Origin of the sequence: Xanthomonas arboricola pv. populi (assembly GCF_002939945.1) — a bacterium.
GTDB classification, from domain to species: Bacteria; Pseudomonadota; Gammaproteobacteria; order Xanthomonadales; family Xanthomonadaceae; genus Xanthomonas; species Xanthomonas arboricola_A.
Window position 1 is genome coordinate 45,957 of sequence record NZ_MDEB01000001.1, and the last position, 13,308, is coordinate 59,264.

Below are 13,308 nucleotides of genomic sequence, written 5' to 3' on the forward strand. Positions count from 1 at the left end.
GCGGTGCAAACAAAAACAACGCATGAGCAAAAAGCGGAAGCATCGGCATGCAGGTTGAAAACGAGACCTTGTTTGTAGCCGATCTGCACGTGCCTGTCGCGTCATGAACACCTACGGGCTTAGCCGAGGTTGCGCTTACGCATGCATCCTGGTGCCGATGATCGAGGCTGGAAAACACCGCTGGCATAACCTGCGGAGCGTACAACGAACGCACTGCGGTCAAAGCGGCATTGCAGCCATGCATCCGCTGCGCAATCGCTCAATGCCCAAGAGAATCGACGCGGCCAGAGCCACATTCTGCGCAGCATAGCCGCGCGCGCCCTCTTCCGCCCGGGGACTAGAGCAGTGCGCTCAGGCCCTGCAACGCGGCAACCACGGTCTGACGACGCACTGCATCGCGATCGCCAGCGAACTGGAACAACTGCGCAGTGGCATAGCCACCGCGCCGCTTCCAGCCGATCCATACCGTGCCGACCGGTTTGTCCTCACTGCCGCCACCCGGCCCGGCAATGCCGGTCACCGCCACGGCGATGCTCGCCCCGGAATTGACCAGCGCGCCCGACACCATTTCGATCACCGTTTCGCGACTGACCGCACCATGCACTTCCAGGGTATGCGGCCGCACGCCCAGCAAGGCCTGCTTGGCCTCGTAGCTGTAAGCGGCCATGCCGCAATCGAACCAGTGCGAGGACCCCGCCACATCGGTGACCGCCTTGGCGATCCAGCCACCGGTACAGCTCTCGGCAGTGACCAGGCGCTCGCGCGCGGCGAGCAGCTGTTGACCGAGGTGTTCGGCCAGCTGCTGCAGTTCGGAATCGGCGGACATGGACATGGGCACGGCGAATGAAGAAGCAACCGACGTTTTAGCCGAATTTGCCGCGTCTGTCTGCGCTGGCACCCAATCCGCGCCACTGACGACGTGGCCAGGGTTCAGTGGCGGTGTGCAGCCAATGGCAGCGGGCATCGGCTGCGCTGGCGACAGGATCGCCAAGGTGTCGGCTGCGAAGCAGACGTTGTCCTGCCTGGGCGACTGCTGCAGACACGCATTCGGTCGCGCTAGCAAACAGGGCGCCAGGACCGAAGCAGCACGATCGCCACACCGCCTGCACCCACCGGCTTGCCCTGACAACGGCGATCCGCACGGCCGGGCCGACCCGACCGTGCAGCACCGATCACGACTCCCAGTCTTCGCGACGATCGGGCAGCATCGCGCGCAGTGGCGCACCGTCGTCGCCGGCAGCCAGACGCTCGGCCTCGACCATCGGCAGATCGACGTCCAGCAACCAGCCGTCCTCGTCGGACTGCTCGCCGCGCACGACTTCCAGTTGATGCAACTTGGAGCGCAGACGGCCGGCCGACGGCGGCAACCGCAGTTGCCCGGTCACATGCCGCAGGTCCAGTCGCTGCCCCAGGGCGTGCTGCAGTTCCGGCAGCCCGCGCCCATCGCGCGCGGAGACCCACACGCGTTCGCGACGCGCCTGGTCGGGAATGCCGTCCTGGGCATCGTGACGCACCTGCGCGCCTTCGATCTTGTCGATCTTGTTGAACACCAGCAGCTGCGGCAAATCGCCCGCGCCCACCGCATGCAACACCTCATCGACCTGCTGGATGCGTTCTTCGCGCAGCGGGTCGGCCGCATCGACGATATGCAACAACAGATCCGCGTCGCGCGCTTCGGACAAGGTCGAACGGAACGCGGCGACCAGTTGATGCGGCAGATCGCGCACGAAGCCGACCGTATCGGCCAGGATCGCGCTGCCACCCGGCAGCGCGATGCGGCGCACGGTGGGATCGAGCGTGGCAAACAGTTGGTCGGCCACGTAGGCCCCCGCACCGGTCAAGGCGTTGAACAGCGTGGATTTGCCGGCATTGGTGTAACCGACCAACGCAATCCGCGGCAGTTCGCTGCGCATGCGCGCACGCCGCATCTGGGTGCGCTGCACCTCGACCTTTTCCAGCCGCTGCTGCAACTGCTCCACCCGCTTCTGCAGCAGGCGGCGGTCGGTTTCCAGCTGGGTTTCGCCAGGTCCGCGCAGGCCGATCGAACCACCGCGCTGACGCTCCAGGTGGGTCCAGCCGCGCACCAGCCGGGTGGCCATGTGCCGCAACTGCGCCAGCTCGACCTGCAGCTTGCCTTCGTGGCTGCGTGCCCGTTGCGCGAAGATGTCCAGGATCAAGCCGGTACGGTCGATCACGCGCCGCTCCAGATAGCGCTCCAGATTGCGCTCCTGGCCGGGCGACAAGGTGTGGTTGACCAATACCAGATCCGCGCCGGTGGCCTCGGCTGCGGCCTTGATCTCTTCCAGCTTGCCGCTGCCGATCAAGGTGGACGGGTTCGGTTTGTCGATGCGTGCGGTAAGCGTGGCCGCCACCGTGGCGCCCGCCGACTTGGCAAGGTCGGCGAACTCCTCCAGCACATCCTCTTCGGCAGGCCCACCGGAGTGGGTCTGAATCAATAACGCGTGTTCACCCTTGCGTGAGCGATCAAACACGCACTACTCCATCACTGCTCGACGTCGTCATCTTCCGCCTGGTTGCCTTCATTGGATTGCACATACCCACCACCCGGTCCCACGCGCACATTGCGCGCCGGCACGACCGTGGAGATGGCGTGCTTGTAGACCATCTGACTCACGGTATTGCGCAGCAGGACCACGAACTGGTCGAACGACTCGATCGTGCCCTGCAGCTTGATGCCGTTGACAAGATACACAGAGACCGGCACCCGCTCGCGCCGCAGCGCGTTGAGGAATGGATCCTGTAAAGATTGCCCCTTAGCCATCGAAAAAACTCCTCTTCATTATTGTTCTTATAGTCCCGGTCGACACCTGCCATCCCCAGCCGGCCCCGGAAACAGGATGTTACACGCCTGAAGCCTGCCGTACAGCGGAACGTTGACCGAGGAAGCCGACAAGTGCGCTTTCCAATCGGTGCCGGTCACGCTCCGGGTCGAACCAGCGCGCATCGAGCTCGCCACGCAGCCAGGTGAGTTGGCGCTTGGCCAGTTGACGGGTGGCCTGCACCGCCTTGGCGCGGAAGTCGGCCAGGCGACCGGCCCCATCCAGATACTCCCAGGCCTGGCGATACCCCACCGCGCGCACCGCGGGCAGATCCAGCGGCGCAGCGACCGCACGCAGTTGCGGCAGTGCCCGCAGACGTTCCACTTCGCCCAGAAAGTCCTGTGCCAGCATCGTATCCAGGCGTTGTTCGATGCGCGCGTGCAGCACTGCGCGCTCGCGCGGTGCCAGCACCATCTTCAGCACCCGCACCGGCAAGCGCGGGCCAGGCGGTAGCGCCTGCCAGTAGCTGATCGGCCTGCCGCTGATACGGTAGACCTCCAGGGCGCGCTGGATCCGTTGCGGATCGGTGATATGGATCCGCGCCGCCGCGACCGGGTCCACGTCCGCCAGTCGCGCGTGCATCTGGGCCCAACCAAGCTGCGCGGCCTCGGACGCGATTGCCGAGCGCACCGCCGGATCGGCCTCGGGCAACTGCGACAGGCCTTCCAGCAAGGCGCGGAAGTAGAGCCCGGTGCCGCCGGCCAGAATCGGCAGCTTGCCGCGCGCCACGATCTGCTCGATCGCCTGCCGCGCATCGCTGGCGAATTCCGCCGCCGAGTAAATCTGCCAGGGGTCGCGCAGATCGATGAGGTGATGCGGCACCGCCGCGCGCATCGCGGCATCCGGCTTGGCCGCACCGATGTCCAGGCCGCGGTACACCAGCGCCGAGTCGACGCTGACGATCTCGCCGTTCCAGCGCGCCGCGGCGTCCAGTGCCAGCGCAGTCTTGCCGCTGGCGGTCGGACCCATCAGCGCAATCACCAGCGGGCGTCGGTCGGCGGGCATCAGTCCTCGTCCGGCCAGCGCATGCCCGGTGCCGCAGGCGCGCTCACGCGCGGCAACGGAATGGCCGCCATTGCGTTCCACACCTTCAAGGCATCCACGGTGGCGGCCACATCGTGCACGCGCAACAACATCGCGCCGTGCTGGGCGGCGATCAGATGCGCGGCGACCGAGCCATGCACACGCTCGGCTGCGCGCTTGCGCCCGGTCAGCTCACCGATGCTGCGCTTGCGCGACAGCCCCGCCAGCACCGGCAGGCCGAACTCCTGCAGGCGCTGCAACTGCGCCAGCACGGTCAGATTGTGCGTGGTGGTCTTGTCGAAGCCGAAGCCCGGGTCGAGGATCAACCGGCGCTTGTCGATCCCGGCCATTTCGGCCGCGAAGATGCGTTCGGCAAGGAAGCGATGCACTTCGGCCACCACGTCGTCGTAGTGCGGCGCATCCTGCATCGCATGTGGCGCGCTGCGTGCATGCATCAACACCACCGGCACCCGCAATTCGGCCGCGGCATCCAGCGCACCTGGCGAGCGCAACGCGTGCACGTCGTTGAGCATGCCGGCGCCGGCCGCCACCGCCGCGCGCATCACCTCCGGCTTGAAGGTATCCACACTGATCGGCACGTCGGTCTGCTGCGCCAACGCCTGGATCACCGGGATCACGCGCTGCAGTTCTTCCTCCAGCGACACCGGTGTGGCGCCGGGACGGGTGGATTCACCGCCGACATCCAGCACCGCAGCGCCCTGCTCGACCAGACCCAGGCCATGCGCGATGGCGGCCTCGCAGCTGGCGTATTGGCCTCCGTCGGAAAACGAATCCGGCGTGACATTGACGATCCCCATCACCTGCGGCGCATCCAGTCGCAGCTCGCGACCGGCGCAATCCAGTTTGAGGGCGGTGTCGAACATCGATGGTGTCTCCTTGAATGATTGCGGTAGGACCTGATCGGGCGATGCGGCCCTACAACGCATCAAGGCCGGGAATCGCTTCCCGGCCTTGATGAATGCGTCTACAGCTAACCGATGACTGGCGTTACAGCTGCTCGGCCGGCCCGGCGATCGGGGGCAACGGACGCGGGCTGCCCTTGTCGTTGCTATTGCCACCGTCCTTGTCGGACTTGCCCCAGCCCGCCGGCGGCGGCGGCTCGCGGCCTTCCATGATGGCGTCGATCTGCGGCACGTCGATGGTCTCGTACTGCAGCAGCAGCTGCGACATCGCATGTAGCTTGTCCAGGTTCTCGGTGAGGATGGCCTTGGTCTTGCTGTAGGCCTTGTCCAGGATCGAACGCACCACTTCGTCGATCATGCGCGCGGTCTCGTCGGAGACGTTCTTGTGCTGGGTCACCGAACGACCCAGGAACACTTCGTCTTCCTCCTCGCCGTAGGCCACCGGGCCAAGCTCGTCTGACAGGCCCCACTTGGTGACCATGTTGCGCGCCATCTTGGTCGCACGCTCGATGTCGTTGGACGCACCGGTGGTGACCTTGTCGCCGCCGAAGATCAGTTCTTCCGCCACCCGGCCGCCATACAGCGAGCACAGCTGCGACTCGATCGCCACGCGGTTCATCGAATAACGGTCGCCTTCCGGCAGATACATCGTCACGCCGAGGGCGCGACCGCGCGGAATGATCGTGACCTTGTAGACCGGGTCGTGCTCGGGCACCAGACGGCCGACGATGGCGTGACCTGCCTCGTGGTAAGCGGTCAGCGTCTTCTCGTCCTCGCTCATGGCCATCGAGCGGCGCTCGGCACCCATCAGGATCTTGTCGCGGGCACGGTCGAAGTGGTCCATGCGGACTTCCTTCTCGCTGCCACGTGCGGCAAACAACGCCGCCTCGTTACACAGGTTGGCCAGGTCGGCACCGGAGAACCCCGGCGTACCGCGTGCGATGACCATCGGCACCACGTCGTCGGCCAACGGCAGCTTGCGCATGTGCACACGCAGGATCTGCTCGCGCCCCTTGACGTCCGGCAGGCCGACCACGACCTGGCGATCGAAACGGCCCGGACGCAGCAGCGCCGGATCCAGCACATCGGGACGGTTGGTTGCGGCGATCACGATCACGCCTTCGCCACCTTCGAAACCGTCCATCTCGACCAGCAACTGGTTCAGGGTCTGCTCGCGCTCGTCATGTCCACCGCCCAGACCGGCGCCGCGATGACGGCCCACGGCATCGATTTCGTCGATGAAGATGATGCATGGCGCATGCTTCTTGGCCTGCTCGAACATGTCGCGCACACGGCTGGCGCCAACGCCCACGAACATCTCGACGAAGTCGGAACCGGAGATGCTGAAGAACGGCACCTTGGCCTCGCCGGCAATCGCCTTGGCGAGCAGCGTCTTGCCGGTACCCGGCGGGCCGACCATCAACACGCCGCGCGGAATCTTGCCGCCCAGCTTGGTGAACTTGGTCGGGTCGCGCAGGAAGTCGACCAGCTCGCCGACTTCTTCCTTGGCCTCGTCGCAACCGGCAACGTCGGCAAAGGTGATCTTGACCTGATCCTCGCCCTGCAGCTTGGCGCGCGACTTGCCGAAACTCATCGCACCCTTGGCACCACCGCCACCGCCCTGCATCTGGCGCATGATGAACAGCCAGAAGCCGATGATCAGGATGACCGGCAGGAAATTGAGCACCAACGACCAGAAACCGGGCCCGGTGGAGGGCTTCTGGCGGGTCATTTCGATGTTCTTGCTATACAGCACGTCGACCAGCTTGTCGTCGCGCGGCCCATAGACGGTGGCTTCGCTGCCGTCGGTGCGCTTGAAGCGGATCGCGTTGACCGCCAGATTGGTCTCGTCGGTGTAGTCCACCGATTTGACGCGGCCGGAGTCCACTTCCTTCAGGAACTGGGTGTAGGTGATCGAGTCGGGGCCGACACCGCCCGCCATCCGCGGCGAGAAGCTCTGGAAGACGACCATCAGCACAACCGCGACGACCACCCACAGCAGCAGATTCTTGGTCAAGTCGTTCATCCTCATTGGCTCCGGTGCCCTCTACTCTTCAATTCTTGAAACACGGTGGTCATTGGCAGCTTACTTGATCTGGACACGCTTGCCCTGACCGAGCGCATAAACTTCCGGGGAGCGCTTGCGCGAGGCCGCCGGTTTGCGAATCGTCACCTTGTCATAGCGGCGGCGAAGCTCACGAATGTAGTCGTCGGACCCGACACCCTGAAACAGCTTGATCAGGAACGCCCCGCCCGGTTTGAGGTGGGTGTCGGCAAATTCCATCGCCAGTTCCGCCAGGTGCATCATCCGCGGCTGGTCGACCGCATCCATGCCACTCTTATTGGGGGCCATATCCGACAGCACAAGGTCCACCGGCACATCGCCCAGCATCGCCTCGAATTCCGATAGGACGGTTTGCTCCCTGAAGTCGCCGTGAAGGAACTCCACGCCGGCCAGCGGCGGCATCTCCAGGATATCCAGCGCCACCACCCGGCCGTTGTCGCCCATGGACTTGCGTACCTGCTGCGACCAGCCGCCCGGCGCGGCGCCCAGGTCGACCACCACCATGCCCGGCTTGAGCAGACGGTCGCGCTGGAGCAGTTCTTCCAGCTTGTAGGCCGCGCGCGAGCGCATGCCTTCGGCCTGCGCCTTCTTGACGAACGGATCGGCGAAGTGTTCCTTGAGCCAGCGCTGGCTGCTTTTACTACGGGAAGGCATCGGCAAAGGGGTCTGAACGGGTCGCCATGATACCCTGAACACCCTTTGCTTCCCTTTGATCCTGCATGTCCATTGTTCTCACCTCCGCCCAGAACCGTTTCCTGCGCGGCCAGGCCCACGATCTCAAGGCACTGCTGCAAACCGGCGGCAAAGGGGTCACGCCGGCATTTCTGGCCGAACTTGAGGAAGTGCTCGAGCGCCACGAATTGATCAAGGTGAAGGTGACATCGGAGGATCGCGAGGCCCGTGACGCCATGATCGCCGAACTGACCCGGCAGACCGGTAGCGCGCTGGTGCAGCGGATCGGGCATGTCGCCATCTTGTACCGCCCCAGCAAGGAAAAGCGTCAGATCGTGCTGCCGCGCGGCTGACCCGACGAGTTCGCCATGCCTTTAAGCCAGGAACACCCCGACTACACCTATGCGCTGCGCGCGGCCGATGGCCGGCATGCCAAGGTGAACGACCGGATTCTGCAGCGCAGCTTCATCCTGATGCCCGACGAGCTGGTGGAAGGCTGGCCGGTGTCCGGCCTGGAACAGCTCCAGGTCGCGCATATGGACGCGGTGCTGGCGCTTGCCCCGGCGGTGATCCTGCTTGGCACCGGCGAGCGGCAGCAGTTCCCGAAAACGGACGTACTGGCAGCCTGCCTGACCCGCGGCATCGGCCTGGAAGCGATGACCAATGCGGCCGCGGCGCGCACCTACAACGTGCTGGCCAGCGAAGGCCGCCGGGTGGCGCTGGCAATGATTCTGGAAGGCTGAATCGGGAATCGGGAATCGGGAATCGGGAATCGGGAATCGGGAATCGGGAAAGCAGGCTGGACTGAAATTTCGCTGTCAAGCGAAATTTGACCAAGCCTTAGATGCCCTGTTCATGCCAGGCGTCATTCGCCACCCATCGATAAAGTCCCGGCCCAAGGCTGTTGCGATTCCCTATTCCCTACTCCCGATTCACTTCTTCGGCAGATACAACAGCGGATCCACCGGCTTGCCGTTGTAGCGGATCTCGAAGTGCAGCATGTCGCGGGCGGCGCCGCTGCGGCCCATCTCGGCGATCTGCTGGCCGGCCTTGACGCTCTGGCCTTCGTTGAGCAGGCGCTTGCGGTTGTGCCCATAGGCCGACAGCCATTGGTCGTTGTGCTTGATGATGATCAGCTCGCCGTAGCCGACCAGGCCGGCGCCGGAGTACACCACCACGCCATCGGCCGCGGCACGTACCGCCTGCCCGCTGGCACCGGCGATGTCCACGCCCTGCTTGGTGGTCTCACCGCTGACGAAGGTGCCGACCACCACGCCATCGGCCGGCCAGCGCCACGGAAATCCGCTGCTGACCGGCGCTGCGATCGGGGCGCTCGGGCGCGGCGGAACCACCGTGCCGGCGGTGGAAGTGCCGCCGCCCGGCCTGCTGGCGCCGGGCGGATAGAGCTTGAGGGTCTGGCCGGGATAGATGGTGTTCGGCGAAGACAGGCCATTCCAGGCCGCCAGATCCGGCGCGGTGATGTTGGTGCGGCGCGAGATGGCGTACAGCGTGTCGCCGCGCTGGACGGTGACGGTCGCACCCGGGCGCGGCACCGACGGACGCGGGGCCGCGGAGGGGCGCGCGGACGACGAACCACCGCCTGCTCCGGGCGAACGCACCACCGTGGCGCTGCTGCAGGCGCCCAGCCCGACGGCGATTGCGAGCAGGACCGCTGTCTTACGTACCGAATTCATCTGCAACTTGCTCATCCGTTGGTTGTCTTCCACACCAGCCACCCTGCTCCCACCGCCAGCACCGCCATGGCCACCCAGCCCAGCGGCTCGATCCAGCGATGCAACGCGGCTTCGGCACGCGCCCCGCCCAGGCGGATCGCGCCGGCCACCAGATATACGCGCTTGCCGCGCCCCACCAGCATGCTGGCGATGAAGGGCAGGATCGGCACGCCGACCACGCCCGACGCCCAGGTAAAGATCTTCAACGGAATCGGCGTGAAGCCCACCAGCACCAGCGCCCAGAAGGCTTTCCACGGCGAATCGGCGACCAGCGTGCGCAGGGTTTCGATCTGCGCCTGGATCTTCGCGCTCCAGCCCAGCCATTCGATCAGCGGCTGCAATGCGGCGAAGGCGAAATGGCCCAGCAGATACCCAACCAGCGCACCGCAGACCGAGCCGATCAGGCTCAAGGTGGCGAACCACAAGGCGCGCCGGGGTTCGGCCAGCGACATCGGCGCCAGCATCACCTCCGGGGGCACCGGGAAGATGAAACCCTCCACGAAACTGAGGCCGGTCAGCAGCGCCGGAGCGCGGCGATTGCGCGACCAACGAATGGCCACGTCGTACAACGGCCCGAAGATCTTCATCGAGGAACTCTCATGGATTCAATCCAGCATGCCCGACAACAGCGGGACGAACGTGACCGGCGCCAGAACCTGCTGTTCGATCGCACCGTCGGCACCGCGCGTGAGTTGCACCAGCGATTGCGACGAGGCGCCACCGACCGGGGCGACCAGCCGCCCGCCGACCGCCAGTTGATCGACCAGGGCATCGACCAGCGCCGGGGCGGCGGCGGTGACCACGATGGCGTCGTAGGGGCCGTGTTCGGGCCAACCGATGCGGCCGTCGTCGTGCTTGCTGCGCACATTCATGCCCAGATGCCGGAAGCGCTTGCGCGCCTGCCGCAGCAGGTCGCCGATGCGCTCGACCGTGTACACCTCCAGCCCCAGCGCGGCCAGGATCGCGCCCTGGTAGCCGGAGCCGGTGCCCACTTCGAGCACCCTGGCCGGGCCGACCTGCAGCACCGCCTCGGTCATGCGCGCGACCACCCAGGGCTGCGAGATGGTCTGACCGTGGCCGATCGGCAAGGCGGTGTCTTCGTAGGCGCGCGAGGCCAGCGCTTCGTCGATGAACAGATGGCGCGGCACCGTGCGCACCGCGTTGAGCGTGGCCTCGTCCTGGATGCCAGCCTCGCGCAGGCGCTCGACCAGCCGGTCGCGCACGCGTTGCGAGGTCATGCCGATCCCGACCGATTCCGGTTGCAGACGCAGCCTCGGCGTCATGCCGGCGTATCCAGCGCGGCGGTCAAGCCGCCCACCCAGCCGGCCACCGTCTCCAACGCCTGATAGCGGGTCAGATCGACATGGATCGGGGTGATCGAGATATGCCCGGTGCGCACGGCATGAAAGTCGGTGCCGGCGCCGGCGTCCTGCTCCGGCCCGGCCGGGCCGATCCAGTACACGGTGCGGCCGCGCGGATCGCGCTGCGGCACGCAGGGCTCGGACCGATGGCGGTTGCCGAGCCGGCTGACCTCGAAACCGAGCACATCCGACCAGGCCAGATCCGGCACGTTGACGTTGAGGATGGTGTCGGCTGGCAACGGGTCGGCCTTCAGCCGCGCCACGATCTCCACCGCGGCGCGCGCGGCGGTGTCGTAGTGATGCGCTTCGTGGTTGTGCGTCACCAGCGAGACCGCCACCGCGGGCAGGCCGAGGAAGCGGCCCTCCATCGCGGCGGACACGGTGCCCGAATAGATCACGTCGTCGCCGAGATTGGCCGAGTTGTTGATGCCGGAGACCACGATGTCCGGGTCGTAATCGAGCATGCCGGTCAGCGCCAGATGCACGCAGTCGGTCGGCGTGCCGGCCACTGCGCAGGTCTGCGCGTCGATGCGGCGGGTACGGATCGGCACATCCAGCGTCAGCGAATTGCTGGCGCCGGAGCGGTCGCGGTCGGGCGCGACCACCATCACTTCATGACCGGCATGGCGCAGCGCCTCGGCCAAAATCTGGATGCCGGGGGCGTCGACACCGTCGTCGTTGCTAACCAGTACGCGCATGGGACTCCTCGGAAAACCGGGCCATGATACCGGATGCGTCCGCGCCCTTCGCGCTTGATCTTCGCTTGCACCTGAGGTTGGGCACGTTACGCTGTGAGCATGTCGCATCCTGAAGACGAAGACGACGGCGCGCTGTTCCGCGCAGCGATCGGCGCGGTCAAGCCGATTCGTGAGGTCGCACCACCGGCCAATGCCAAACCGCGCCCCAAGCCGCGCGCGCGCATGGCAGAGCGCGACGATGCCGAAGCACACACCGAATTCGCACGCCTGCTGCGCGACAGTGCACCGTTGGAGGCGGGCGATACCGCCAGTTACCGACGCGAGAATCTTCCTGCCCGATTGTTTCAACGACTCAAGCGCGGTCAGTTTTCGATCCAGGACGAACTGGATCTGCATGGCGCCACCGCCACGCAGGCCGAATCCCTGCTGCGGCAGTTCCTGCTGGAGGCGCATGCGCACGACCATGGCTGCGTGCGCATCATCCATGGCAAGGGGCTGCAGTCGGACAATGGCGCGCCGGTGTTGAAGAACCTGATGGATCGCCTGCTGCGTCAGCGCAACGACGTGCTGGCGTTTCATTCCGCGCCGGCCACGCAGGGTGGCACCGGGGCGTTGCTGGTGTTGCTGGCGCGGCGTTAGGCCGATTGGGTGACGGGTTACCGACATAGATTGCAGGCACGCGCTTGCGTGGGGGACGGGCTGAGGGGCAGGCCCGTCGCGGCCTGGTCCGCTCCTACGGCGGTGACGGGTTTGCCGGGCGGCCAACGACAACCCGCCAGGCTCAGGCGTCGGACCGCATGCCGGTGTTGAGACGGCCGGCATCGCCGACCTCGCCGAGTTCCCACAGCACTGCGGTGGCGTAGCAGCCCGGCGGCAATGCGAATTCGATCTGCAGGCTGTCCGCATCCAGCCAGCGGTACTGCAGCTGTTGCGGACGCAAGCGCAGTGCGCGGCGCTCCTGTTTCAAACCTGCGGCCTCCAGGCCGTGGCGCAGCACTTCGGATTGTGGATCGGACAACGCGCCCTGCTCCACCATCGCAGCCTGCCCGGTCGAACGCAGCTCACCGGCGCCCCACAATGGCCCGCTGGGATGGATATCGAAGCGCGCCAGGCGCTCTGCCAGTACATCGTTGAACGGCTCGGGACCGAACACGCTGCGCGAGCCATCCAGCGTCCACGCCTCGCCCTCCAGCGCGGTATCCCAGCTACCCTGCTTCACGCGTGCGGTGAGCACACGGTTGAACAACGCCGAGCGCGCCGCCGACAGCAGCATCGAGCGTTGATCGTTGCGCAGCCGCCGCCTGGATGCCGGCGCCGCTGACAAGGTGCCGTCGGCATTGGACAGGTAACCGAACATCGCCATCGCGGAGGCCACGTTGCCGCCATCGTGGCCGAAACGCTGCTCACCAAACCAGTTCGGGATACCGCGCGCGGCGATCGCCTGCAGGCGCTGTTCGATCGCAGCGCGCTCGCCCTGGACCTGGCGCAACGTCAACATGAAACGATTGCCCAGCAGTGCGCCGCGTTGCAGCTTGCGGTTGTGCCAGGTGCTGGCGATGACCTGCATTTCATCGTCGTCGAGCGTGGCGAGCTCCGGCGCGATGCGCTTGGGCAGATGCACGCTGAAGCGCTGCGTGGTCACCGCATGGCGGTCTTTCAGCCCGGCGTAGCTGACGCCCATCTCGGCGATCCCAGCCCAATGCGCGAGTTTTTTCGCGATATAGGCGGTGTTCTGCCCACGCTTGCGGATGGTGAGCAACAGGTGCTCGCCCTCGCCGGAGGGCTCGAAGGCCGGCAGCTCATCGACCTGAAAATCCTCGGGCGTGCTGCGCATTGCCGCGCCGAGGACTGCAGCGCCATGCGCGCGCGGCAGCAGAAAGGTGTCGCTCATGCTGTGATTTACCTTCGCGCCGACAGGTCGTGCGCTATGTGCCGAATGCCTCGGCGCGGTGGTGTCGCGTTGCAACGCCAAGATCAGCTCGGCGTGGTAACA

General features: G+C 65.9%; 15 protein-coding genes. 3 read left to right on the top strand and 12 right to left on the bottom strand.

Features of this window, described 5'->3' with window-relative positions; translation table 11 throughout:
* Nucleotides 1-337: 337 nt before the first annotated feature.
* The 7 genes from XaplCFBP3123_RS00205 to rlmE all read right to left on the bottom strand — a co-directional run bounded on the left by XaplCFBP3123_RS00205 (nt 338) and on the right by rlmE (nt 7,505).
* The gene (locus tag XaplCFBP3123_RS00205; protein WP_172453019.1) at nt 338-832 is read right to left on the bottom strand and encodes a CinA family protein; all 495 of its coding nucleotides are present in this window, start codon (nt 830-832) and stop codon (nt 338-340) included.
* Between the two features lie 340 nt (nt 833-1,172).
* A complete protein-coding gene (hflX, locus tag XaplCFBP3123_RS00210) occupies nt 1,173-2,492 on the bottom strand; it encodes a ribosome rescue GTPase HflX (RefSeq protein ID WP_104532301.1) in 1,320 nt (439 codons plus the stop codon).
* A gap of 11 nt (nt 2,493-2,503) precedes the next feature.
* Nucleotides 2,504-2,782 carry an RNA chaperone Hfq gene (hfq, locus tag XaplCFBP3123_RS00215; protein WP_005915027.1) on the bottom strand — a complete coding sequence of 93 codons (279 nt, stop codon included), beginning with the start codon at nt 2,780-2,782 and terminating at the stop codon, nt 2,504-2,506.
* Between the two features lie 79 nt (nt 2,783-2,861).
* Entirely contained in the window at nt 2,862-3,845 is a 984-nt protein-coding gene (gene miaA, locus XaplCFBP3123_RS00220; protein ID WP_104532302.1) for a tRNA (adenosine(37)-N6)-dimethylallyltransferase MiaA, read from the bottom strand.
* A complete protein-coding gene (folP, locus tag XaplCFBP3123_RS00225) occupies nt 3,845-4,747 on the bottom strand; it encodes a dihydropteroate synthase (RefSeq protein ID WP_104532303.1) in 903 nt (300 codons plus the stop codon). The genes miaA and folP overlap by 1 nt, the downstream gene beginning before the upstream one ends.
* 124 nt (nt 4,748-4,871) lie before the next feature.
* A complete protein-coding gene (gene ftsH / locus XaplCFBP3123_RS00230; protein WP_172453020.1) occupies nt 4,872-6,812 on the bottom strand; it encodes an ATP-dependent zinc metalloprotease FtsH in 1,941 nt (646 codons plus the stop codon).
* A gap of 60 nt (nt 6,813-6,872) precedes the next feature.
* The gene (gene rlmE / locus XaplCFBP3123_RS00235) at nt 6,873-7,505 is read right to left on the bottom strand and encodes a 23S rRNA (uridine(2552)-2'-O)-methyltransferase RlmE (RefSeq protein ID WP_104532305.1); all 633 of its coding nucleotides are present in this window, start codon (nt 7,503-7,505) and stop codon (nt 6,873-6,875) included.
* A 65-nt stretch (nt 7,506-7,570) separates the two neighbouring features.
* On the opposite strand from rlmE, the gene yhbY reads away from it, so the two are divergent.
* Together yhbY and XaplCFBP3123_RS00245 are read left to right on the top strand one after the other, a co-directional pair.
* A complete protein-coding gene (yhbY, locus tag XaplCFBP3123_RS00240; RefSeq protein ID WP_104532306.1) occupies nt 7,571-7,876 on the top strand; it encodes a ribosome assembly RNA-binding protein YhbY in 306 nt (101 codons plus the stop codon).
* A gap of 15 nt (nt 7,877-7,891) precedes the next feature.
* Entirely contained in the window at nt 7,892-8,266 is a 375-nt protein-coding gene (locus XaplCFBP3123_RS00245) for an Mth938-like domain-containing protein (protein WP_104532307.1), read from the top strand.
* A 189-nt stretch (nt 8,267-8,455) separates the two neighbouring features.
* Here XaplCFBP3123_RS00245 and XaplCFBP3123_RS00250 read toward each other — a convergent pair whose 3' ends face one another.
* From XaplCFBP3123_RS00250 to surE, 4 genes are read right to left on the bottom strand one after another with little or no spacing between them, the layout of a single operon-like run.
* Complete coding sequence (locus XaplCFBP3123_RS00250; protein WP_172453021.1) at nt 8,456-9,232, bottom strand: peptidoglycan DD-metalloendopeptidase family protein; 777 nt, start codon at nt 9,230-9,232, stop codon at nt 8,456-8,458.
* Nucleotides 9,229-9,843 carry a YqaA family protein gene (locus tag XaplCFBP3123_RS00255; RefSeq protein ID WP_016904009.1) on the bottom strand — a complete coding sequence of 205 codons (615 nt, stop codon included), beginning with the start codon at nt 9,841-9,843 and terminating at the stop codon, nt 9,229-9,231. The genes XaplCFBP3123_RS00250 and XaplCFBP3123_RS00255 overlap by 4 nt, the downstream gene beginning before the upstream one ends.
* A gap of 18 nt (nt 9,844-9,861) precedes the next feature.
* Complete coding sequence (locus tag XaplCFBP3123_RS00260) at nt 9,862-10,539, bottom strand: protein-L-isoaspartate(D-aspartate) O-methyltransferase (protein ID WP_104532309.1); 678 nt, start codon at nt 10,537-10,539, stop codon at nt 9,862-9,864.
* On the bottom strand, nt 10,536-11,315 hold the full coding sequence (gene surE / locus XaplCFBP3123_RS00265) for a 5'/3'-nucleotidase SurE (RefSeq protein ID WP_104532310.1): 780 nt from the start codon (nt 11,313-11,315) through the stop codon (nt 10,536-10,538). The genes XaplCFBP3123_RS00260 and surE overlap by 4 nt, the downstream gene beginning before the upstream one ends.
* 99 nt (nt 11,316-11,414) lie before the next feature.
* On the opposite strand from surE, the gene XaplCFBP3123_RS00270 reads away from it, so the two are divergent.
* Complete coding sequence (locus XaplCFBP3123_RS00270) at nt 11,415-11,954, top strand: Smr/MutS family protein (protein WP_172453022.1); 540 nt, start codon at nt 11,415-11,417, stop codon at nt 11,952-11,954.
* A 142-nt stretch (nt 11,955-12,096) separates the two neighbouring features.
* On the opposite strand, the gene truD is transcribed toward XaplCFBP3123_RS00270, so the two are convergent.
* The gene (gene truD, locus XaplCFBP3123_RS00275; protein WP_104532312.1) at nt 12,097-13,206 is read right to left on the bottom strand and encodes a tRNA pseudouridine(13) synthase TruD; all 1,110 of its coding nucleotides are present in this window, start codon (nt 13,204-13,206) and stop codon (nt 12,097-12,099) included.
* Nucleotides 13,207-13,308: the final 102 nt, after the last annotated feature.